We start from the raw sequence: 21,206 nt of genomic DNA on the forward strand, positions 1-21,206 counted from the left end.
TACAAGGGTTTTGCCGTGTCTGTCGTCACGGCGCGAATCTTGCTGCATCGGGGCATCCCCACTTTGTGCGAGCGCCCCGATGACCCCTTACAGCCTGCGCCGCAGCGCCGACTACCCTGCGGGCAATATCCTGCTGGACACCCGCTTTGCCGACAAAACCGTGCCGCTCTTGCTCAGCCATCAACCCGATGCGCTGGTGGCGGCCAATCTGCTGCCAGCCAGCGACACCGTGCGGCTGACTCACCTGAACAATCTGTTCAGCGTCACCCGCGACCTGGGCACCACGCTGGGCGCGGTGCGCGCGGGCGAAACCCTGCTGATTGTCTGCACCAACGCCAGGATTTACCACGCCGCGCTGAAATGGCTGAATGTGCGCGAGGACAGCGCCAACGATCCGCAGCACAGCCCGGCGCCATAAGAGCCGCTAAGAGTCGCTCACCAAACCCAGCGAAGCGATCCTGGCCAGGCGCGCGGCCGCAGACAGTACAACAAGTACGGCCAGGCCGTGCAACAACGCCAGGAGGGTTTTGTGAGCGGCGCCAAGAGTCGCTAAGAGCCGCTAACAAAACCCAGCGAAGCGGTCCTGGCTAGGCGTGTGACCGCAGACAGTACAAGCAGTACGACAAGGTCACACAACAACGCCAGGGGGTTTTGTTCGCGGCTCTAAGCCACTTGAGCGGTCGGCCATCACCGGGGTATAGTCAGCACTCCCGTTTTGTCATCTGCTTGTTGCCGCCATGTCTGATTGCCTGAATGCCCTGTGCATTGCCGTGAACCCTGCCGCTGCTGTGGCCGGGCGCGTGGGCATGGCCGCCAACAAATCGAAAAAACGACTTCTCCGCTGACGGGGATGTCGTGTCCCGTCTGGCGGATGGCCTGACGGGACGCTCACTGCATAGCCAATACAGTTTTGCCTTTCGTCGCGCCGCCGCTGCCGGGCGCGGGATGGTTATTCCATTCACGATACGAAAGGTTATTGCATGCACACCCGATTCTCTGGCCTCTGGCTGCCCATCATCACCCCCTACGCCGCAGACGGCGGCATCGACCACGCCGCACTGGCGGCGCTGGCGCAGAATCGCGCCCAACACGGCCTGGCTGGCCTGGTGGCCGGCGCCACCACCGGCGAAGGCGTGTTGCTGTCCGCCGACGAGCAAGAAGCGGTATTCGCCACCCTACGCGCCGCCGTGCCGCAGCTGCCGATTGTGCTGGGCGTCACCCAGTTTGCCACCGATGCCGCGCTGGCCCAGGCGCGCCGACTGGCGGCGCTGCGCCCGGAGGGTTTGTTGGTCACCCCGCCCAGCTATGTGCGTCCGTCGGCAGACGGCGTGCGCCGCCACTTCGAGGCCATCGCCGAAGCGGCGGACCTGCCGCTGCTGATTTACGACATCCCCTACCGCACGGGCGTCACCCTCAGCCTGGACACCCTGCGCGCGCTCAGCGCAGACCCGCGCATTGTCGGGGTCAAGGCTTGTGGCTGCACGCTGGAGCGCTGGATGCAGCTGATTCATGGCACGCGACTGAGCGTGCTGTGCGGCGACGACGCCGACACCTTTGCCGCGCTGTGCCTGGGCGCCGACGGCGCGATTGCCGCCTCGGCGCATCTGTTCACCGGCTGGCAGGCGCGCATGGCCGAACACCTGGCAGCCCAGCGCCTGCACGAAGCCCGACGCATCGCCGTGGCGCTGGACCCGCTGATCCGCCTGCTGTTCGCCGAACCCAACCCGGCCCCGCTCAAGGCGCTGCTGGCGCAACGGGGCGAATGCCGGGACAGCGTGCGCGCGCCGTTCACCCCGGCCAGTGTGGCGTTGCGGGCCAAGCTGTGGGATGTACACCAGAGCGTGGCCACCGGCTTGGAAGGCCTGATGCAGTAAGCGCCGCTCAGCCCTGGCCAGGCACCAAGCACACACCCAGCCGCTCCGCCAGCGCCAGCACGGCCTCCCAGGTCGGCAGATGATGCCGCAGGGAAAGGCTGTCGCTGGCCACCCGTAACGCATCCGCAGGCACGCGGTCGCCAAACAGCATATAGGCTTGTGCGGAATCATCTCGCCGAGAAGTCCACAGCAAACCCTGGGCTTGCGGGCACTGCTGGTAAATCGCCTGGGCCCAGGCGCGGGTGCGTGGGTAATGGGCTTTTTCGCAGTCGATGAGTTCAGCGCGCGAGATGCCCAGCTTATGCAGTGCAATGCTGCGCAGATCGACCAGTTGCAAGGTGTGTTGCAATGCCAGGATGGTATGGCTCTTCATGTCCAATCTGGCCAGATCGAGCGTTTTGTAGCCGGGTAGATAGGGCACATCGTGAAACACGGTTTCCATCAGTGCGCAATCTCTGCTGCTGCCGGCATAGAGCGTTGGCGCCGGGCGGTCAGGCGAGCTTTGAATTGGGCTGAAACGGGCATTGCCCTGGTAGCCCGGATTGAATTCTGTTGCTGTGTGCAGCATGCCGTGAACGCGATGCAGCAGGCTGCCTATGGGCAGCGAGACAAAGGAGAGGTCAAGCCGCGGTGGCGGCGTGAAAAGAGGAGAGGTGGAGTCGAGCGACATGGTGCAGCTTCCGTCAGTATAATCATTATACCCCTTTCAATATTATTTAATATGTTATTTTTCTAAGTTATTTGTCGCTTTAATCACCAAGCATAATCCATCTCCTCTATCTCGTCTTTTGCCGCAGCCAGCACCCGCGCGGGATCGTGTGCCAGCACATCCTGTGGGCGCTGCCCATCTAAAAACCCATTCACCGAAGCAAACCAGTAGGCCATGCCCCAGCCATCCTTGCGCGCCGACAGCACGGCAATCACTTCGGCCAAACAGCGCAGCGGCCGAAAATTGTGCTGGGCGTCCAGACCGTAGCCCGGAAAATAATCCACCCCGGCCAGTTGAATGGCGAACAGGCGGCCTTCTTTTTTCCACTTGTTCGGCTGTGCGCTGGGGTTGCGCGCACTCAAACCAGCCAGTTGCGCCAGCTGCGCCGCGCTCAGCCAGTCGGCGCTGTCCAACACGGCCTTACGCGCCTGAGCCAGCATGGCGGCTTCTTTCAGTAAATGGGGCGACGCGGGCGCGCGCGGGGTCAGCGCCTCGGCGAGTTGTTGCAGCGCCGCCGGTTCTTGGCGCTGGCTTAACAGCGTCAGCATCGCCGTGGCGACGGCAGACAAATTCTCCGCCAAGGTGGCAAACGCCACGTCATCGGCTTGCTCGGCATCGAAGGTCAATGCCAGCACTTTATCGTTCTCAGGCGTGAGGGTCAGTTGCGTGCGCACGTCGCGTATGGCGCCAGTCAGCACGCTTTTGATTGGGGCGTGGATTTCGCTCATCGCAGTGTTCAGTTATTTTGATGATCAATATTTTTGATACTCTAGATCATCAACAGCAGGCGTGCAAGACAAGAATGCCCCATACCTGCCGATACACGCTAAGACCAGCAATGTTCAGTGGCACGATGACACGTCACCAAGAGGCGACACACTCGGAGATATACAGGCTTGATGGCAGGCATTTTTGGGGAAGTAGAAAGGCCCCGGATGGGTTTTTCGAGCAGCGCTTATTTGGTCAGAATCAGCTTGCCCTGCCGGGTTTGCCGCAGTCGGTAAAGCTCGCCTTGATGGCGGATGTAGATCTCCGCGCGCCCGTCCAGCAGTTGGGCGCTGTCGAACACCCGAGCCGCCTCGGGCAGGGTGCCGGTGGGCGATGGCGGGGCGGAGGACAGCGGCAGGGAAGCGGGAGAAGTAACCATGGCAACAACGATAATGGTTATCGTTAGCACAGTCAAGCACGCACTGTCATGAGGGAGAATACGCCCCAAGCGCCGTGCGCCAGAGCGGATTAGCTCGCCCCCTCAGCAAAGCCTTGCTCGCCACGCCAGCATGCTCACAGGCCGGGATAAACAGCAAAGGCCAGATGCCCCCTGCCCGCGAAATGCGCCAACAAGTGCAATCTGGCCCTGGCTTGTGTCACCCAGGCCGGTGGCCGGGGTGGGTGATGCGTTAGAGTCGCTAACAAAACCCAGCGAAGCGGTCCTGGCTAGGCGTGTGACCGCAGACAGTACAAGTAGTACGACAAGGTCACACAACAACGCCAGGGGGTTTTGTTCGCGGCTCTTACTTGGGGATGTTCCCTTCCACGCCTTGCACGTAGAAGTTCATCTTTTTCAGCTCGGCGTCGCTGTAGGTTTTGCCGCTGGCCAGCACTTCCTTGCCGGATTGATCCTTGATCGGGCCGGTAAACGGATGCAGCTTGCCGGCTTTCAGTGCGTCACGACGCTCTTCGGCCAGTTTTTTCACCGCAGCCGGCACGGCCGGGCCAAAGTTGTCGATATTCACCGCGCCTTCTTTCACGCCCCACCACAGGTCGCCGGTTTTCCAGGTGCCGGCTTGCACTTCGTCCAGGGTTTTCTTGTAGATCACGCCCCAGTTGAGCACCGAAGCGGCCAGTTGCGCCTTGCCGCCAAACTTGCTCATGTCAGAATCCCAGCCAAAGGCCAGCACGCCTTTTTCTTGCGCGGTTTGCACCACGGCCGGCGAGTCGGTGTTTTGCATCAGCACATCGCAACCTTGCGAAATCAGCGCCAGCGCGGCTTCGCGCTCCTTGCCCGGATCAAACCAGGCGTTCACCCAGATGGCGCGGGTGGTGATGGCCGGGTTGACGCTGCGCGCGCCCAGGGTGAAGGCGTTGATGTTGCGGATGACTTCCGGGATGGGGATGGATGCCACCACGCCCAGCTTGTTGCCCTTGCTCATCTTGCCGGCCACCACGCCCAGCATGTAGGCGCCTTCGTAGGTGCGCACGTCGTACACGCCCAGGTTGGCGCCGGTCTTGTAGCCGGTGGCGTGCATGAACACGGTGTTGGGGAAGGCCTTGGCCACTTTCACCATTTGGTTCATATAGCCAAACGAGGTGCCAAACACCACTTTATTGCCCTTTTGCGCCAGATCGCGGAACACGCGCTCGGCATCGGCGGTTTCCGGCACGTTTTCCACAAAAGTGGTGGCCACTTTGCCGCCCGACTGCGCTTCCAGCGCCTTGCGGCCGACGTCATGGGCGTAGGTCCAGCCGTGGTCGCCCACCGGGCCGATGTAAACAAAGCCGGCTTTCACCGGATCGGCGGCGTGGGCCACGCCCAGGCCAGAGACGGCCACCGTCAGCGCGACGGCCAGGGTTTTCAGACGGGACAGCAACATGGTGTGATTCCTCGGTAGGGATGGACAAAGAAAATTGGTAAGCGCTGCTCACCAAACCCAGCGCAGCGCGCCTGGCTAGGCGTGTGACCGCAGACAGTGCAAGTCGTACGGCAAGGTCACACCACAACGCCAGGAGGGTTTGGTGAGCCGCGCTCAGTGTGGCAGGGTGTCGCCACACTGTAACAAAGCCCGACGGGGTTTACCCATCCGGCGGCGGTGATGATCAGTATTCAGTTGTGCATAGCACCCAGGCGGCTCAGTCCAGCGTGCGCCGCGCGCCGGGGCACACCACGCGACGGCGGCGAAGGTGATACATCTCCAGGTCTTCGCGGATAAAGAACGGCAGCTCCCACGGGTTTTTGTCGATAAACGCCTGGCGCACCGATTCAAACAGCGCGCTGCCGTTGGCAATCTGGTGGGCGTCGCCTTCGATGATGGTGTAGTTCCACTGGATGGCGCGCTCAAAGGTGAAAGTGGCGCGCTCGTCCATGACAAAAAAGCAATGCGGATTGCGCTTGAGCAGCCGGGATTTGAAGGTTTCCGGGAAGGTGATCAAGAAAATATCGTCGTCTTCGCTGGATAAAAACGCCAGCACAGTGGTGTGCGGCTGTTCCTGCGCCTGGGTGATCAGCACGCCCACTTTATTCTCGCGGTCACGGCCTTCGATGCGCGGCATGTGCAGCAATGGCGAGGCCGGCACCGGGTGTTCGGGGCGCGGGTCGGCCGGAAAGGCGTAGCCCGGTTCGGCGATTTCCACCACCGGGGCAAAGCCGTGCATCAGCACGCACTCGCGCGGCTCCAGCAGCGCCCAGTCGTCTTCTACGCTGAGCACCCGGCCTTTGTACGAGGCGCGATACACGCGGATGCCAGAATCAAACTCATCCACGCCGCTGCGGTTATCCAGATGCAGGGTAACCAGTTCGCCCACCTGCAAGGCATGGCCGCGCGGAAAAAACACGCGCAGGCGGTTATCCCATTGAGGGTATACGCCGCAGATGTGAATGACGATGTCGTCCTGTTGGTAACAGGCCAGCACGCCAAGGATTTGCTTGCCCAGATAGGTGACAAGATTCATGGCTTGGATTCCGCAGGGAGTGGGGGAATCCGGCAATCATACAACAGACATTCCCGGCCAGCGTGGCAGGATGCATGCGTGGCCAGTCGCCAGCCATAATCTGCGGCGCATAGTGCTTATCGCTGCCGGCCCCTGCCTGCCGGCGCGCGCCATGTGCTACTTTGAGCGCATGACAGCTTGAGTGTATGCATCATGATCGAACGACCGATTCAGTTTTATTTTCGCGGCGGCCTGCGCCAGATCGCCGGCCCCTCGCCCACCCGCACCGTGCTGCAATATCTGCGTGAAGACCTGCGCCAGACCGGCAGCAAGGAAGGCTGCGCCGAGGGTGATTGCGGCGCCTGCACGGTGGTGCTGGGCGAGCTGGACGCCGACGGCAGCCTGCGCCTGCGCGCAGTGAACGCCTGTATTCAGTTTTTGCCGGCGCTGGACGGCAAGGCGCTGTTCACCGTGGAAGACCTGGCCGACGCCGACGGCCTGCATCCGCTGCAACAGGCGCTGATCGACCACCACGGCGCGCAGTGCGGCTTTTGCACGCCGGGTTTTGCCATGTCGCTGTTTGCCCGCTACCACAGCCAGCCCGACTGCCCCAACCGCGCCGAGCTGGAAGACTGCCTGTCGGGCAATCTGTGTCGCTGCACCGGCTACCGGCCAATTCTCGACGCCGCCCAGGCCGCCTGGCAGGCCCCGCGCCGGCAGTGGGACAGCGCGCCGGTAGCAGCCGCTTTGCGCCAGTTGGCGGCGCTGCCGCCTTTGCACTATCGCGCCGCTGACGGCGGCGAGAGTTTCAGCCCGCGCAGCCTGGCCGAGCTGGCCGCGCTGCGCCAGCAACACCCCGCAGCCCGGCTGGTGGCCGGCGGCACCGACGTGGGGCTGTGGGTGACCAAGCAAGGCCGCGTGCTGGACAGCTTGATTCAGCTGGGCGCGGTGACCGAGCTGAAACAGATTGCCGAAGTAGACGGCCAGCTGGAAATCGGCGCCGCCGCGCCGCTGCACGACGCCTTTGCCGCGCTCAGCCAGTGGACGCCGCACTGGGCCGAGCTGGCGCGCCGCTTTGCCTCCACCCCGGTCAAGCACGCCGGCACGCTGGGCGGCAATATCGCCAATGGCTCGCCGATTGGCGACAGCATGCCGGCGCTGATTGCCCTGGGCGCCACGCTGCGCCTGCAACGCGGCGACGTGTGCCGCGAACTGGCGCTGGAAGATTTTTACCTGGCCTACCAGCGTACCGCGCTGGCCGAGGGCGAGTTTGTGCGCGCCGTGCGCGTGCCGCGCCCGCTGGGTGAATTCCGCGCCTATAAAGTGGCCAAGCGCCACGACCAGGATATTTCCGCCGTGGCCGCCGGCATGCAGGTACACACCAACGCTGCCGGCCAAGTGAGCTTGGCGCGGCTGGCCTACGGCGGCATGGCCGCCACCCCGCGCCGCGCCGAGCAGGCCGAGGCCGCCTTGCTGGGCGCGCCGTGGAGCGCCGCCAGCGTGCGCGCCGCCATGGCCGCGCTGGAAGGTGATTTTCAGCCGCTGAGCGACGCCCGCGCCCGCGCCGACTACCGCCGCCATGTCGCCGCGCAACTGCTGTGGCGCTTCTGGCTGGACAGCCAGGGCCAGGCCGGCCACCGGCTGGATGCCCTGGCTCCGATTAGTCTGGAGGGCTGCTGAGATGCGCGCCGACACCCCACCCAAGCCGGTAGGCCATGCCTTGCCGCACGAAAGCGCCGCGCTGCACGTCAGCGGCGCCGCCCACTATCTGGACGACCTGCCCGAGCTGGCCGGCACCCTGCACGCCGCCATTGGCCAGGCCCCCTGTGCGCATGGCCGCCTGCGCGCCTTGCAGCTGGACGCAGTGCGCGCCGCCCCCGGCGTGCGCGCCGTGCTCACCGCAGTGGATATTCCCGGCGACAATAATTGCGGCCCCATCCTGCACGACGACCCGCTGCTGGCGGCGGATGAGGTGCAGTTTTACGGCCAGCCGCTGTTTGTGGTGGCCGCCGACAGCCGCGAGCAGGCGCGCCAGGCGGTGCGGCTGGCGCAGATCGATATCGAGCCCTTGCCGGCGCTGCTGGACATCGACAGCGCGGTGGCCGCCGAATCCTGGGTGCTGCCGCCGTTCGAGATGCAGCGCGGCGAGGTGGACGCCGCCTTTGCCGCCGCGCCGCACCGCTTGTCCGGCCAGGCGCGGGTGGGCGGGCAGGAGCATTTTTATCTGGAAGGGCAGATTTCTTACGCCCAGCCCGGCGACGACGACAGCCTGCATGTGTGGTGCTCCACCCAGCACCCCAGCGAGATGCAGCAGCTGATTGCCCACGCGCTGGGCTGGCGCGCGCATCAAATCACCGTCAGTTGTCGGCGCATGGGCGGAGCGTTTGGCGGCAAAGAATCGCAATCGGCGCAATGGGCCTGCCTGGCGGCGCTGCTGGCGGTGCGCACTGGCCGGCCGGTCAAGCTGCGGCTGGACCGCGACGAGGACATGAGCGCCACCGGCAAGCGCCATGGCTTTCAGTATCAATGGCAGGCGGCGTTTGCCGACGATGGCCGGCTGGCCGGGCTCAAGCTGGAGATGGCCTCGCACTGCGGGTTTTCGGCGGATTTGTCTGGCCCAGTCAACGACCGCGCCATCTGCCATCTGGACAATGCCTATTATCTGGACGCGCTGGCGCTGCGCAGCCTGCGCTGCAAAACCCACACTGTGTCCAACACTGCGTTTCGCGGTTTTGGCGGCCCGCAGGGCATGTTCTTGATCGAAACCGTGCTGGACGACATCGCCCGCCATTTGCAGCTCGACCCGCTGGCGGTGCGTCAGGCCAATTTTTACGACAGCGAGCCGGGCGGCGCGCGCAGCGTCACCCACTACGGCATGCCGGTCACCGACAATATCGCCCCGGCGCTGGTGGCCGAGCTGGCCGCGCGCTGCCAATACGCCCAGCGCCGCCAGGCAATTGCCGAATTCAATGCCGCCAGCCCCACGCTCAAGCGCGGCCTGGCGCTGACCCCGGTGAAATTTGGCATCTCGTTCAACGCCACCCACTTCAACCAGGCCGGCGCGCTGGTGCATGTCTACACCGACGGCACCGTGCTGGCCTCGCACGGCGGCACCGAGATGGGCCAGGGCTTGTACACCAAGATTCGCCAGATCGTCGCCGGTGAATTTGGCCTGCCGCTGGCCGATGTGCGGCTGGCCGCCACCGACACCAGCCGGGTGTCCAACACCTCGGCCACCGCCGCCTCCAGCGGCACCGACCTGAACGGCAAGGCGGCGCAGGCAGCCTGCCAGCAGATCAAGGCGCGGCTGGCGGCGCTGATGGTCGAGCTGGCGGGCGGCGGCAGCGCCGACGCGGTGCGGTTTGCCGACGGCCAGGTGCGGCTGGCGGACTTCAGCCTGCCGTTTGCCGAGCTGGCCATGCGCGCCTACCGGGCGCGGGTGCAGCTGTGGGACAGCGGTTTTTATCGCACCCCGGACATTCACTTTGACCCGGTCAGCAAGCTGGGCCGGCCGTTTTATTACTTTGCCTACGGCGCGGCGGCCTGCGAAGTGGCCATCGACACGCTGACCGGCGAAAGCCGGGTGCTGCGCGCCGACCTGCTGCACGACGTCGGCCAGTCGATCAACCCGGCGCTGGACATTGGCCAGATCGAGGGCGGCTTTGTGCAGGGCATGGGCTGGCTGACCAGCGAAGAACTGTACTGGCGCGCCGACGGCAAGCTGATGACTCACGCGCCATCTACCTACAAAATCCCCACCGCAGCGGATGTGCCGGCGGTGTTCAATGTGGCGCTGTACGCCAACGCCAACCGCGAAGACAGCATCCACCGCAGCAAGGCGGTGGGCGAGCCGCCGTTCATGCTGGCGCTGGCGGTGTTTTTTGCCCTGCGCGACGCGGTGGCCGCCGCCTTGCCCGCCGGCGCGCCGGTGCAACTGGACGCGCCGGCCACGCCAGAGGCGATTGTGTGCGCGTTGCGCGCCGGGAGCGGCGCATGCGCTGGCTGAACGCGCTGCTGGACGGCCTGGCGGCGGGCGAACCGATGGTGTGGGTGAGCGTGGCGCGGCTGCATGGCTCCGGCCCGCGCGAAGTGGGCGCCAGCATGGTGGTGGGCGCACACCGCCAGGCCGACACCATTGGCGGCGGCCATCTGGAATGGCAGGCCATCGCCCAGGCGCGCCAACTGCTCAGCGCCAGCACTGGCCACCCGGCGGCCCGCGTCTGCCGTTACAATCTGGGCGCGCGGCTGGGCCAGTGCTGCGGCGGCGTGGTGTGGCTGCTGTTTGAGGTGATTGCCCCCAGCGCGCTGGCCGACTGGCAGGCGCGCGCCGCCCAGCTGAGCGCCGGCCAGCCGCTGTGGCGTGAACTGAACGCTGGCGAAGCGGCCTCACGCTGGCGCTTGGCGGCGCCCACCGAGGCCAGCAGCGCGCTGGACGGCGGCGAGCACGACTGGCGCTGGCGGCAGCGGCTGGCGCGCGCGCCGTTTCCGGTGTGGCTGTTTGGCGCCGGCCATGTCGCCCAGGCGCTGGTGACGCAATTGCGCCTGCTGGCGGCGCAGGTGCGCTGGATTGACCCGCGCGACGACGCCTTTGCCGGGCTGGACCTCACCGGGGTGGACGCACGGGTGAACGACGACCCGGCCAGCGAAGTGGCCGAAGCGCCGCCGGGCTGTTTTTACCTGGTGATGAGCCACAGCCACGCGCTGGATTTTGCCCTGTGCGAAGCCATCTTTGCCCGCCGCGACGCGGCGTATTTTGGCCTGATTGGCTCACGCAGCAAACGCGCCAGTTTTGAGCAGCGGCTGCTGGCGCGCGGGCTGGACGCCGACCGCCTGAGCGAGCTGACTTGCCCGATTGGCATTGCCGGCATCACCGACAAACAGCCGGCGGCGATTGCCTTGGCCGTTGCCGCGCAGATGTTGCAGCTGCACAATGCACGCCAATGGCTGAATCAGGCGCATACGCTGATTCAGCCGACTGTTTTTTATCCGGAGTAAGCATGTCGCAGACCCCTCCCCGTCTGACCCTGACCGGGATCAGCAAGCGTTACCCCAGCGTGGTCGCCAATGATGGCGTCAGCCTGTCGGTGGCGCCCGGCGAGATCCACGCCATTCTTGGCGAAAATGGCGCGGGCAAAAGCACGCTGATGAAAATCATCTATGGCGCGGTCAAGGCCGACGCTGGCGAAATCCGCTGGAACGGCCAGCCGGTGACCATCGCCAACCCGGCGCAGGCGCGCAAGCTGGGCATTGGCATGGTGTTTCAGCATTTTTCGCTGTTCGAAACCCTGACCGTGGTCGAGAACATCGCCCTGGCGCTGGATGCGCCGTTCGACCCGGCGGCGCTGGCGCTGCGGGTGCGCGAAGTGTCCGAGCGCTACGGCCTGCCGCTGGACCCGCACCGGCTGGTGCACAGCCTGTCGGTGGGCGAGCGCCAGCGGGTGGAAATCGTGCGCTGCCTGCTGCAAGACCCCAAGCTGTTGATCCTGGACGAGCCCACCTCGGTGCTCACCCCGCAGGCGGTGCAAAAGCTGTTCGACACCCTGCGCCGGCTGGCCAGCGAGGGCGTGTCGATTGTCTACATCAGCCACAAGCTGCACGAAATCCAAACCCTGTGCGACAGCGCCACCATTCTGCGCGGCGGCAAGGTGACCGGCGAGGCGATTCCGCGTGACGAAACCCCGGCCAGCCTGGCGCGGATGATGATCGGCCGCGAACTGCCGGTGTGCGAAGCGCCGCCCTACAGTGGCCCCAGCCGGCCCGTGCTGGAAATCCGCCAGCTCAGCCAGCGCAGCGACGACCCGTTTGGCACCTCGCTAACTGATGTCTCGTTGACGGTGAACGCGGGGGAGATCGTCGGCATTGCCGGGATTTCCGGCAATGGCCAGGCCGAGCTGCTGGCGGCGTTGTCGGGCGAAGCGCCCAGTGGCAAGACCACCGTCTGGCTGGATGGCGAAGCGATTGGCCATTTGCACCCTGGCCGCCGACGCGCGCGCGGGCTGGCCTTTGTGCCGGAAGAGCGCCTGGGGCGCGGCGCGGTGCCCTCGCAATCGCTGGCGCATAACGCCCTGCTCACCGGCCACCGTCACGGCGGCATGCGCCGTTTTGGCCTGGTCAGCTATGCGCGCGCGCGCCAGTTTGCCCAGGACTGCATCGCCCGCTTTGACGTGCGCTGCGGCGGTCCGCTGGCGGCGGCGCGTTCGCTGTCCGGCGGCAATTTGCAAAAATTCATTGTCGGGCGCGAGATCATGCTCAGCCCGAAAGCCATGATCGTCGCCCAGCCCACCTGGGGGGTGGACGTGGGCGCGGCGGCGTTTTTGCGCCAGACCCTGCTGGATTTGTCCCGCTCGGGCGTGGCGATTCTGGTGATTTCCGAGGAGTTGGAAGAATTGTTTGAAATCAGCGACCGCATCGCCGTGCTGGCCCAGGGCCGGCTGTCGGCGGCCGTGCCCAAGGCCGAGGCCGACGCCGAGTCGGTGGGCCTGCAAATGGCCGGCCTGTTCAACGCGGAGGCCAGCCATGCATCTGCTTGAACCCCGCCCGCAACCCTCGCAACTGATGCGCTGGACCGCGCCGCTGATCGCCATTGTCGCCACCCTGCTGGTGGGCTCGGGGCTCTTTCTGGCGCTGGGCAAAGACCCGCTGCAATCGTTCAAGGTGTTTTTTGTCGAGCCGCTGACCAGCAGCTACGGCTGGAGCGAACTGCTGATCAAGGCCTGTCCGCTGATCCTGATCGCCCAGGGCCTGGCCATTGGCTTTAAGGCGCGCATTTACAATATCGGCGCCGAAGGCCAGCTGATTGTCGGCGCGCTGGCCGGCGGCGGCATCGCCATCCAGTTTGGCGACAGCGGCGCGGCCTGGGTGCTGCCGGCCATGGTGCTGGCCGGCGCACTGGGCGGCGCGCTGTGGGGGGCGATTCCTGCGCTACTGAAAACCCGCTTCAACGCCGAAGAAACCCTCACCACGCTGATGCTGGCTTATGTGGCCAGTTTTCTGCTGTCGTATATGGTCAACGGCCCGTGGCGCGACCCGGAGGGGATGAATTTTCCGCAATCGGTGATGTTTGCCGATGGCGCGTTGTTCCCCATCCTGCTGGAAGGCTCGCGGGTGAATGGCTCGGTGTTCATCACCCTGTTTGCCGTGCTGGGCTTCTGGCTGTTCAACGCCAAGAGCTTTCTGGCCTACCAGCTGGAAGTGGGCGGCCAGGCCCCGGCGGCGGCGCGCTACGCCGGGTTTTCTGCCCAGCGCACGGTGTGGTTCAGCCTGGTGCTCTCCGGTCTCACCGCCGGCCTGGCCGGCGTGGGCGAAGTGGCCGGCCCGGTGGGCCAGCTTAACCTGAACATCTCGCCCGGCTACGGCTTTGCCGCCATCATCGTCGCTTATCTGGGCCGCCTGCACGCGCTGGGCATCGTGCTGGCCGGCGCGCTGATGGCGCTGATCTACCTGGGCGGCGAAGCCGCACAAGTGGCGCTGCAACTGCCAGCGGCGATTACCGGGATTTTTCAGGGCATGCTGCTGTTCTTCCTGCTCGGCGCCGATGCCTTTATCGACAACCGCCTGCGTCGGCGCAAGTAAGCGCGGCGCGCTGTGGCCCACGCCTGGATTCCCGCCTGCGCGGGAATGACGGTAGGGAGCGGGCGGTGGGTGAAATCGGCGGTGCGGGGCAAGCTACGGCGGTAATGCACCGCTGCCGGGCTTACCTCCTTCACCGCGTCATCCCCGCGCAGGCGGGGATCCAGAAGAATCCACAGCGCGCTGCCCTTGGCAGGATCACCCGACCAGGGCAGGGCGTGAAGAGAAACACCGCACGCTGTGGCCCGCCCTGGATTCCCGCCTGCGCGGGAATGACGGTAGGGAGCGGGCGGTGGGTGAAATCGGCGGGGTGAGGCAAGCTACGGCGGTAATGCACCGCCGCCGGGCTTACTTCCTTCACTGCGTCATCCCCGCGCAGGCGGGGATCCAGAAAGCCGCCACCGCGCACTGCCCGTGACCATTGTCACCGACAGACTGAACTGAAACCGTTTTACCCGGCTGCGCGCAGCAGTCGGACACAGACGCGCGCCGCTGGCTGGAGGCGGCGCGCCAGGAGATGCAAACATGATGGATTCCATGATTCCGGTGCTGGCCGGCACGCTGGCGGCGGCCACGCCGCTGATTTTTGCCGGGCTGGGCGAGCTGGTGGCCGAGCGCAGCGGGGTGATCAACCTTGGCGTGGAAGGCATGATTTTGATTGGCGCGATTGCCGGCTTTGCCGCCGCCGCCGAAACCGGGCTGGGCCCGGCCGCTGGCCTGCCGGCCGGTGCGCTGGCCGGCATGGGCGCGGCGCTGGTGTTTGCCGTGTTTGCGCTGTCGCTGGCCGCCAACCAGGCCGCCTGTGGGCTGGCGCTGACCATTTTTGGCATTGGCCTGTCGGCGTTTATTGGCCAGCACTATGTCAGCTACAGCCTGCCGGGGCTCAAGCCGCTGTCGATTCCGCTGTTGTCGGATATCCCGGTGATTGGCCCGGTGCTGTTTCACCAAGACGCCGTGGTGTATCTGTCACTGGCGGCGTTTGCCCTGGTGGCGTGGGTCTTGGCGAAAACCCGGCTGGGCCTGCTGCTGAAAGCGGTGGGCGAATCGCCCGAGGCGGCGCACGCCATTGGCTATCCGGTACTGGCCATCCGCTATGGCGCGGTGCTGTTTGGCGGGGCGATGGCCGGGCTGGGTGGGGCCTATCTGTCCACCGTGTACACCCCGCTGTGGGTGCAGAACATGAGCGCCGGGCGCGGCTGGATTGCCGTGGCGCTGGTGGTGTTTGCCGCCTGGAAGCCGGGCCGCCTGCTGCTGGGGGCGTATTTGTTTGGCGCGGTGACCATTCTGCAATTCCACGCCCAGGGCCTGGGCATTGCCCTGCCGGTGCAATTGCTGGCGGCGCTACCCTACCTGGCCACCATTGTGGTGCTGGTGCTGATCTCGCGCGACCGCCGCTTGTTGCAACTGAACCTGCCGGCGTCGCTGGGCAAGCCCTACCTGCCGTAAGCGCCACTCGAAGCGCTGCTCACCACACGCCGTATCGTGCGCCTGGCCAGGCGCGTGGTGCGGCGGCCTGGGATAGGGAAGGCCGTCAAAAAACCCTCATCTTGCTGTGCCAGACTGTTCGCCCGCCACCCTTGGCACCCATCACACTAAGCGTCGCTAACAAAACCCAGCGCAGCGGCCCTGGCCAGGCGTGTGCAGACAGTGCAAGCAGTACGGCAAGGTCACACAACAACGCCAGGGGGGGTGTTAGCGGCTTTTAAAGAGGCGAACACAATGCACAAAACCCTTCTGCTGGTCAGCGCCGCCGCGCTGTCCCTGCCCGCACTGGCGGCCGACAAGCCGGTATTTCCCACCCTCAATGGCCAACCGCCGCTGATCATCGCCCACCGTGGCGCCTCGGGCTATCTGCCCGACCACACGCTGGAAGGCTACGCCAAGGCCATCGAGCTGGGCGCGGATTTTATCGAGCCGGATCTGGTGATGACCAAGGACGGCGTGCTGATCGCCCGCCACGAACCCAATCTGAAAGACACCACCGACGTGGCCCGCCGCGCCGAGTTCGCCAGCCGCAAGCGCAAGATGATGGTGGATGGCGTGGAAGAAGAAGGCTGGTTCGCCAGCGACTTTACCCTGGCGGAAATCAAAACCCTGCGCGCCATCCAGCCGCGCGCCGACCGCAGCAAGGCGTTTGACGGGCAGTTTCAGATTCCGACTTTTGACGAAATCCTCGCCCTGCGCGCGCAAAAATCCAAAGAAACCGGCCGCCAGATTGGCGTCTACCCGGAAACCAAGCACCCGACCTATCACCAGCAACTCGGCCTGAGCCTGGAAAAACCGCTGGTGGCGCTGCTGGCCAAATATCAGCTGAACAGTCAAAAAGCCCCGGTGTTTATCCAGTCTTTTGAAGCGGCCAACCTCAAGCAATTGCGCAAGCTGACCTCGAACAAACTGGTGTACCTGCTGGATGCGGAAACCGTGCGCCCGGATGGCGTGGTCGAGCGCAAGATGCCGTATGACCATGTGCTCAGCGGCGACAAGCGCAGCTATGGCGATATGCTCAGCCCGGCCAACCTCAAGCAAGTGAAAACCTTTGCCGACGGCATCGGCCCGTGGAAGCCGTATCTGATCAGCTGGCAGGCGATGACCGACCCGAAAACCGGCAAGCCCATCGACGTCAACGGCGACAATGTGATCGACCAGCGCGACATGACCCTGCTGGAGGCCAACGACGTGGTCAAGCGCGCCCACCAGCTGGGCCTGGTGGTGCACCCGTTCACCTTCCGCAACGAAGCCAAGCTGCTGGCGGCCAATTTCCAGGACAACCCGGCGGAAGAATACCGGCTGTTTTTTACGCTGGGCGTGGACGGCGTGTTCAGCGACTTCACCGACACCGCCGTGGCCACCCGCACGCTGATGCAAATGCGTTAACACGCGCCAAAACCGGTGCGCCCCGCATATTCATGTGATGCGCTTCTCTTGGCCGATTCGCTATGCTTGCGCCTTGCCCTGTCGCCCCACCCGTACCGTCGGCAGCCCCCGGTGGCACGGGGTGTGGGCAGAATGTCACGCTTATGCGCTGACATCGGCGCATGCCGGATGAATGCTGTATGGCAGGCTTGACGCCGCACAACAAACTCTGGCTGAATCATACGATCCGCATTGCACCCGGGAGATGTCATGAAACCGGTTTCCAACACCTCGTTTCCGCTGTTCCTGCGCGCACCGCAGCCTGCCGCCAAAAGCGCCACGGGCAGCGACCCCGCCCCTGCCTTCGTGCTGCGTCCGCAGCCAGCCCCCGGCCAAGCGGCCACGCCCTGTCCGCCGCAAGCACCGAAACGTCTGGCATAATGCGCCAGCCGCACCTTGAAGGCGGTGTGACTCAAGGAAACCGCCATGCAACTCGCCACCTGGAACGTCAATTCTCTTAAAGTGCGCCTGCCGCAAGTGCTGGACTGGCTGGCCGCCAATCCGGTGGACGTGCTGTGCCTGCAAGAGCTCAAGCAAGAAGACCACGCCTTTCCGCTGGAAGCCCTGGCCGCCGCCGGCTACCGCGCCGAATTTGCCGGGCAAAAAACCTATAACGGCGTGGCGATTGTCTACCGCGACACGCTGACCGCCACTGAGGTCATCAAAGACATCCCTGATTACGACGACCCGCAACGCCGGGTAATTGCCGCCAGCTTTGGCGAGCTGCGCGTGGTGTGCGCGTATTTCGTCAATGGCGAGGCGGTGGATTCGGACAAATACACCTACAAACTCACCTGGCTGGGCAAGCTGGAGCGCTATCTGGCCGACAGCCTGGCGCGCTGGCCGCAGCTGGCCTTGCTGGGGGATTTCAACATCGCCCCGGACGACCGCGACGTGTACGACCCGGCCGGTTGGGCCGGCAAGGTGCTGTGCTCCGAGTCCGAGCGCGCGGCGTTTCAGCGCCTGGTGGCCATGGGCCTGGCCGACAGCTACCGGCATTTTCATGCCGACGGCGGCCAGTACAGCTGGTGGGATTACCGCGCGGCGATGTTCCGCCGCAATCTGGGCCTGCGCATCGACCATATCCTGCTGTCGCCGCCGCTGCTGGCGCGCGCGCAATCCTGCGAGATCGACCGCGCCCCGCGCAAAAATGAACGGCCATCAGACCACACGCCGGTGGTGGTCACCCTGGGCTGAGGCGAGCTTGGCGCCCATGTGGGCGCCGCGTCACACAATCTTCATTGTCAATACTTCAAATTTAGTTGTATAGTCAAAACATGGATAAATTTACTGCGGCCAAACTGTTTGAATCGCTGGCCTCCGGCGTGCGCCTGGATGTGTATCGCCTGTTGGTGCGCCATGGTCTGGATGGCCTGGTGGCGGGCGCCATTGCCGCCGAACTGGATATTCCGCCCACCAATCTGTCGTTTCACCTGAAGGCGCTGACCCAGGCCGGCTTGCTGACGGTGACGCAGGAAGGGCGTTTTCAACGTTATCGCGCCAATATTGCGCTGATGCTGGAGCTGATTGCCTACCTGAGCGCCGAATGCTGCGCCAGCCAGCCCGAGCAATGCGCCAGCCTGCGCGCCGCCTCGCCCTGCCCGGAGGCGCTGCTGCCGCCGCTGGCCGGCGCCCACCCGACGTGTTCTGACCCTGCTTGTGAGCCTTGAATGAATATTCTGTTTTTGTGCACCGGCAACTCCTGCCGCTCCATCCTGGCTGAGGCCACCTTCAACCACCTGGCCCCGGCCGGCTGGCGCGCGCTCAGCGCCGGCAGCCAGCCCACAGGCGAAGTGCATCCGCGCTCGCTGGCGCTGCTGGCCGCCGAGGGCATCGACGCCAGCGATTGCGCCAGCAAATCCTGGGACGCGCTGCCGGTGACGCCGGATATTGTCATCACCGTGTGCGCCAGCGCCGCCGGCGAAACCTGCCCGGCGTATCTGGGCCCGGTGTTGCGCAGCCACTGGGGGGTGGACGACCCGGCCAAGGCCACCGGCAGCCCGGCCGACATCGACGCCGCCTTTGTGCGCGCCTACCGCGTGCTGCGCGCGCGCATCGAAGCCCTGCTGGCCTTGCCGGCCGAACAGCTGCACGGCGAACGCGCCGCGCTGAAAGCCGAGCTGGACCGCATTGGCCAGCTGTCGGCGTGAGCGTGATTTTTTGACAGTATTATTTCAATCATGGATGGAGCTTTGAAATGAAAGCACTACAAAGCGCCTGACCCTGGAGCCAATATGTCTGTGCAATGTGAAGTCGCCGCCCGGCCGGCGGCGGCCATGAATCTGTTTGAACGTTACCTCACCCTGTGGGTGGCGCTGTGCATCGTGCTGGGCGTGGCGCTGGGCCAGTGGCTGCCTGGCGTGTTCCAGGCGGTGGCGCGGCTGGAGGTCGCCCAGGTGAATCTGCCGGTGGGCGTGCTGATCTGGGTGATGATCATCCCGATGCTGGTCAAGGTGGATTTTGCCGCCGTGCACCAGGTGCGCCAGCATGTGCGCGGCATTGGCGTGACCTTGTTCGTCAACTGGCTGGTCAAGCCGTTTTCCATGGCGCTGCTGGGCTGGCTGTTTGTGCGCCAGCTGTTTGCCCCGTGGCTACCGGCCGAGCAGCTGGACAGCTATATCGCCGGGCTGATTCTGCTGGCCGCCGCGCCGTGCACCGCCATGGTGTTTGTCTGGAGCCGGCTCACCCAGGGCGACCCGCTGTTCACCCTCAGCCAGGTGGCGCTGAACGACGTGATCATGGTGCTGGCCTTTGCCCCGCTGGTGGGCCTGCTGCTGGGGGTGTCGGCCATTGCCGTGCCGTGGGACACCCTGCTGACCTCGGTGCTGCTGTATATCGTGGCGCCGGTGCTGCTGGCCCAGCTGTGGCGGCGCGCGCTGCTGGCGCGCGGCCAGGCGGCTTTTGACGCCGCCATGGCGCGCATCGGCCCGTGGTCGATGGCGGCGCTGTTGCTCACCCTGGTGCTGCTGTTTGCTTTTCAGGGCGAGGCGATCTTGCGCCAACCGCTGGTGATTGCCCTGCTGGCCGTGCCGATTCTGCTGCAAGTGCTGTTTAACTCGGCGCTGGCCTACTGGCTTAACCGCGCGCTGGGCGAGCAACACTGCGTGGCCGGCCCCTCGGCGCTGATTGGCGCGTCCAATTTCTTTGAGCTGGCGGTGGCTGCCGCCATCAGCCTGTTTGGCCTGCACTCCGGCGCCGCGCTGGCCACCGTGGTGGGCGTGCTGATTGAAGTGCCGGTGATGCTGCTGGTGGTGCGCGTGGTCAACGGCAGCAAGGCGTGGTACGAGGCGGGCGCCTTACGGCGCTGAGAACGTGTTCAAAGTCTGCGAGACTCGGGTGATCCTGCGTTGAAATGCCCTGAAAAATGCTCATTGACCGTGTGTCAACTGCGCTTTTTGGGAGCATTTCGCCTTGGCTGACCCGTCGTTCGCTAGACTTTGCACTCGTTCTGAGGACGGACGGGCAAAGCGTCGTCGATATTCCGCTGGCGCGCAGTGCAGTTCGCGGGTGAACAGTTTGCGAAACGCGCCGGTGTCTTGATAGCCGACCCGCTGGGCAATCTCGCCGATGTCCAGCGTGGTGGTTTCCAGCAGGCGGCGGGCGGCAAACAGGCGTTGTTGTTGCAGGTGGCGCAACGGGGTGTCGCCCAGCGCTTGCCGAAAGCGGCGCATCAGCGTGCGCTCGCTGCTGTGCACCGCCGCCGCCAGCGCGGCCAGGCTGAAGGGTTGATCCAGCCGGGCGTGCATCCAGCGCTGGCAGTCGCTGACCAAGGGGTCGTTATGGCCGTTGTAGGCGGCCAGGGTGGCGTAGGGCGCTTGTGACACGCGGTTGGGGTCGATCAGCAAAATCCGCGCACAGACTTGCGCCACATCCTCGCCCAACAGCCGGGCAATCAGTTTCAGCGCCAAGTCCTGATAGGCGCTGGTGGCGCCGCTGCACAGGATGTGCGCGCTTTCGGTGACCAGCGCTTGCGCATCCAGCTGCACGGCCGGGTAGCGGCGGCGAAACCAGCCGGCCAGCCACCAGCTGAGCGTGGCCGGCTGGCCATCCAGCACGCCGGCCTCGGCCAGCAGCGCCACGCCAGTGCAATGCGCCGCCAGCACATGGCCGGCCTCGCGCCAGCCGCGCAGGCGCGCCACCAAGTCGGCATGGCTGGCCAGCACCCGCTCGAAGCTGGCGACATCGTCAAACATCACCCCCGGCACAATAATCACCTCGCCAGCGCTCAGCTCGGCAAAGCTGCCATCCGCCGCCAGGCGCAAGCCAGAAGACGCCGCCACCGGGCCGCCGTCGGCGCTGAGCAAACGCCAGCGCAGCCCCGGCCCGCCGCGCGTCGCCATTTGGCGGTTGGCCAGCATAAAGGCGTCGATCAATCCGGTGACGCCGCTGGTGAAAAACCCCGGCGGCAGCAAAAAGGCAATATCGGTCATGGTTGGCGGGATTGGCCTGAAAAATGGCAATCCTGCCACTACGCGCCCGCGCACGGCAAGCGCAGA

20 protein-coding genes are annotated in these 21,206 nt (G+C 65.1%); 14 read left to right on the top strand and 6 right to left on the bottom strand.

The annotated features are described in order from the left end of the window. Positions 1–79 precede the first annotated feature (79 nt). Both DFR34_RS05270 and dapA read left to right on the top strand, forming a co-directional pair. The gene (locus DFR34_RS05270; protein ID WP_110390124.1) at positions 80–418 is read left to right on the top strand and encodes a hypothetical protein; all 339 of its coding nucleotides are present in this window, start codon (positions 80–82) and stop codon (positions 416–418) included. Positions 419–980: 562 nt separating this feature from the next. Beyond that, the gene (dapA, locus tag DFR34_RS05275; protein ID WP_110390125.1) at positions 981–1,874 is read left to right on the top strand and encodes a 4-hydroxy-tetrahydrodipicolinate synthase; all 894 of its coding nucleotides are present in this window, start codon (positions 981–983) and stop codon (positions 1,872–1,874) included. A 7-nt stretch (positions 1,875–1,881) separates the two neighbouring features. Here the strand turns inward: dapA and DFR34_RS05280 are convergent, their stop codons facing one another. The 5 genes from DFR34_RS05280 to DFR34_RS05300 all read right to left on the bottom strand — a co-directional run bounded on the left by DFR34_RS05280 (position 1,882) and on the right by DFR34_RS05300 (position 6,249). Beyond that, complete coding sequence (locus DFR34_RS05280; RefSeq protein WP_110390126.1) at positions 1,882–2,544, bottom strand: RES family NAD+ phosphorylase; 663 nt, start codon at positions 2,542–2,544, stop codon at positions 1,882–1,884. 83 nt (positions 2,545–2,627) lie between these two features. Continuing rightward, complete coding sequence (locus DFR34_RS05285; RefSeq protein WP_211309295.1) at positions 2,628–3,311, bottom strand: hypothetical protein; 684 nt, start codon at positions 3,309–3,311, stop codon at positions 2,628–2,630. Between the two features lie 227 nt (positions 3,312–3,538). Further along, positions 3,539–3,730, bottom strand: coding sequence for a hemin uptake protein HemP (hemP, locus tag DFR34_RS05290; protein ID WP_110390127.1), 192 nt, complete (start codon positions 3,728–3,730; stop codon positions 3,539–3,541). Positions 3,731–4,094: 364 nt separating this feature from the next. Further along, a complete protein-coding gene (locus DFR34_RS05295) occupies positions 4,095–5,174 on the bottom strand; it encodes a BMP family ABC transporter substrate-binding protein (protein ID WP_110390128.1) in 1,080 nt (359 codons plus the stop codon). Between the two features lie 256 nt (positions 5,175–5,430). Then, complete coding sequence (locus DFR34_RS05300; RefSeq protein WP_110390129.1) at positions 5,431–6,249, bottom strand: hypothetical protein; 819 nt, start codon at positions 6,247–6,249, stop codon at positions 5,431–5,433. A 192-nt stretch (positions 6,250–6,441) separates the two neighbouring features. Here DFR34_RS05300 and xdhA point away from each other — a divergent pair, with 192 nt between their 5' ends. From xdhA to arsB, 12 genes are all read left to right on the top strand, one after another. Continuing rightward, a complete protein-coding gene (gene xdhA / locus DFR34_RS05305) occupies positions 6,442–7,908 on the top strand; it encodes a xanthine dehydrogenase small subunit (protein WP_110390130.1) in 1,467 nt (488 codons plus the stop codon). Position 7,909: 1 nt separating this feature from the next. Beyond that, positions 7,910–10,234 carry a xanthine dehydrogenase molybdopterin binding subunit gene (xdhB, locus tag DFR34_RS05310; protein WP_110390131.1) on the top strand — a complete coding sequence of 775 codons (2,325 nt, stop codon included), beginning with the start codon at positions 7,910–7,912 and terminating at the stop codon, positions 10,232–10,234. Beyond that, positions 10,222–11,223, top strand: a complete 1,002-nt coding sequence (gene xdhC / locus DFR34_RS05315; protein ID WP_110390132.1) for a xanthine dehydrogenase accessory protein XdhC — start codon at positions 10,222–10,224, stop codon at positions 11,221–11,223. The genes xdhB and xdhC overlap by 13 nt, the downstream gene beginning before the upstream one ends. Before the next feature lie 2 nt (positions 11,224–11,225). Beyond that, positions 11,226–12,758 carry an ABC transporter ATP-binding protein gene (locus DFR34_RS05320; protein ID WP_211309296.1) on the top strand — a complete coding sequence of 511 codons (1,533 nt, stop codon included), beginning with the start codon at positions 11,226–11,228 and terminating at the stop codon, positions 12,756–12,758. Continuing rightward, complete coding sequence (locus DFR34_RS05325; RefSeq protein ID WP_110390133.1) at positions 12,745–13,800, top strand: ABC transporter permease; 1,056 nt, start codon at positions 12,745–12,747, stop codon at positions 13,798–13,800. The genes DFR34_RS05320 and DFR34_RS05325 overlap by 14 nt, the downstream gene beginning before the upstream one ends. A gap of 522 nt (positions 13,801–14,322) precedes the next feature. Then, positions 14,323–15,243, top strand: coding sequence for an ABC transporter permease (locus tag DFR34_RS05330; RefSeq protein WP_211309297.1), 921 nt, complete (start codon positions 14,323–14,325; stop codon positions 15,241–15,243). 273 nt (positions 15,244–15,516) lie between these two features. Further along, positions 15,517–16,671, top strand: coding sequence for a glycerophosphodiester phosphodiesterase (locus DFR34_RS05335; RefSeq protein ID WP_110390134.1), 1,155 nt, complete (start codon positions 15,517–15,519; stop codon positions 16,669–16,671). 249 nt (positions 16,672–16,920) lie between these two features. Next, the gene (locus DFR34_RS17085) at positions 16,921–17,091 is read left to right on the top strand and encodes a hypothetical protein (protein WP_158281742.1); all 171 of its coding nucleotides are present in this window, start codon (positions 16,921–16,923) and stop codon (positions 17,089–17,091) included. Positions 17,092–17,136: 45 nt separating this feature from the next. Beyond that, the gene (locus DFR34_RS05340) at positions 17,137–17,907 is read left to right on the top strand and encodes an exodeoxyribonuclease III (protein ID WP_110390135.1); all 771 of its coding nucleotides are present in this window, start codon (positions 17,137–17,139) and stop codon (positions 17,905–17,907) included. Positions 17,908–17,987: 80 nt separating this feature from the next. Continuing rightward, on the top strand, positions 17,988–18,380 hold the full coding sequence (locus tag DFR34_RS05345; protein WP_110390136.1) for an ArsR/SmtB family transcription factor: 393 nt from the start codon (positions 17,988–17,990) through the stop codon (positions 18,378–18,380). Further along, positions 18,381–18,860 (top strand): arsenate reductase ArsC, encoded by a 480-nt coding sequence (locus DFR34_RS05350; RefSeq protein ID WP_110390137.1) that lies wholly within the window; start codon positions 18,381–18,383, stop codon positions 18,858–18,860. 84 nt (positions 18,861–18,944) lie between these two features. Next, positions 18,945–20,018, top strand: coding sequence for an ACR3 family arsenite efflux transporter (gene arsB, locus DFR34_RS05355; RefSeq protein ID WP_110390138.1), 1,074 nt, complete (start codon positions 18,945–18,947; stop codon positions 20,016–20,018). A 60-nt stretch (positions 20,019–20,078) separates the two neighbouring features. Here arsB and DFR34_RS05360 read toward each other — a convergent pair whose 3' ends face one another. Then, positions 20,079–21,140: a GlxA family transcriptional regulator gene (locus tag DFR34_RS05360; RefSeq protein WP_110390139.1), complete on the bottom strand. Its 1,062-nt coding sequence runs from the start codon at positions 21,138–21,140 to the stop codon at positions 20,079–20,081. Between the last annotated feature and the right edge of the window lie 66 nt (positions 21,141–21,206).

The organism is Rivihabitans pingtungensis (assembly GCF_003201855.1).
GTDB classification, from domain to species: Bacteria; Pseudomonadota; Gammaproteobacteria; order Burkholderiales; family Aquaspirillaceae; genus Rivihabitans; species Rivihabitans pingtungensis.

What these genes read in the sequence shown, in the direction of transcription:
- DFR34_RS05270 (WP_110390124.1), top strand. Translation starts at nt 80, where the DNA reads ATGACCCCTTACAGCCTGCGCCGCAGCGCCGACTACCCTGCGGGCAAT.
- dapA (WP_110390125.1), top strand. Translation starts at nt 981, where the DNA reads ATGCACACCCGATTCTCTGGCCTCTGGCTGCCCATCATCACCCCCTAC.
- DFR34_RS05280 (WP_110390126.1), bottom strand. Translation starts at nt 2,544, where the DNA reads ATGTCGCTCGACTCCACCTCTCCTCTTTTCACGCCGCCACCGCGGCTT.
- DFR34_RS05285 (WP_211309295.1), bottom strand. Translation starts at nt 3,311, where the DNA reads ATGAGCGAAATCCACGCCCCAATCAAAAGCGTGCTGACTGGCGCCATA.
- hemP (WP_110390127.1), bottom strand. Translation starts at nt 3,730, where the DNA reads ATGGTTACTTCTCCCGCTTCCCTGCCGCTGTCCTCCGCCCCGCCATCG.
- DFR34_RS05295 (WP_110390128.1), bottom strand. Translation starts at nt 5,174, where the DNA reads ATGTTGCTGTCCCGTCTGAAAACCCTGGCCGTCGCGCTGACGGTGGCC.
- DFR34_RS05300 (WP_110390129.1), bottom strand. Translation starts at nt 6,249, where the DNA reads ATGAATCTTGTCACCTATCTGGGCAAGCAAATCCTTGGCGTGCTGGCC.
- xdhA (WP_110390130.1), top strand. Translation starts at nt 6,442, where the DNA reads ATGATCGAACGACCGATTCAGTTTTATTTTCGCGGCGGCCTGCGCCAG.
- xdhB (WP_110390131.1), top strand. Translation starts at nt 7,910, where the DNA reads ATGCGCGCCGACACCCCACCCAAGCCGGTAGGCCATGCCTTGCCGCAC.
- xdhC (WP_110390132.1), top strand. Translation starts at nt 10,222, where the DNA reads ATGCGCTGGCTGAACGCGCTGCTGGACGGCCTGGCGGCGGGCGAACCG.
- DFR34_RS05320 (WP_211309296.1), top strand. Translation starts at nt 11,226, where the DNA reads ATGTCGCAGACCCCTCCCCGTCTGACCCTGACCGGGATCAGCAAGCGT.
- DFR34_RS05325 (WP_110390133.1), top strand. Translation starts at nt 12,745, where the DNA reads ATGCATCTGCTTGAACCCCGCCCGCAACCCTCGCAACTGATGCGCTGG.
- DFR34_RS05330 (WP_211309297.1), top strand. Translation starts at nt 14,323, where the DNA reads ATGATGGATTCCATGATTCCGGTGCTGGCCGGCACGCTGGCGGCGGCC.
- DFR34_RS05335 (WP_110390134.1), top strand. Translation starts at nt 15,517, where the DNA reads ATGCACAAAACCCTTCTGCTGGTCAGCGCCGCCGCGCTGTCCCTGCCC.
- DFR34_RS17085 (WP_158281742.1), top strand. Translation starts at nt 16,921, where the DNA reads ATGAAACCGGTTTCCAACACCTCGTTTCCGCTGTTCCTGCGCGCACCG.
- DFR34_RS05340 (WP_110390135.1), top strand. Translation starts at nt 17,137, where the DNA reads ATGCAACTCGCCACCTGGAACGTCAATTCTCTTAAAGTGCGCCTGCCG.
- DFR34_RS05345 (WP_110390136.1), top strand. Translation starts at nt 17,988, where the DNA reads ATGGATAAATTTACTGCGGCCAAACTGTTTGAATCGCTGGCCTCCGGC.
- DFR34_RS05350 (WP_110390137.1), top strand. Translation starts at nt 18,381, where the DNA reads ATGAATATTCTGTTTTTGTGCACCGGCAACTCCTGCCGCTCCATCCTG.
- arsB (WP_110390138.1), top strand. Translation starts at nt 18,945, where the DNA reads ATGTCTGTGCAATGTGAAGTCGCCGCCCGGCCGGCGGCGGCCATGAAT.
- DFR34_RS05360 (WP_110390139.1), bottom strand. Translation starts at nt 21,140, where the DNA reads ATGACCGATATTGCCTTTTTGCTGCCGCCGGGGTTTTTCACCAGCGGC.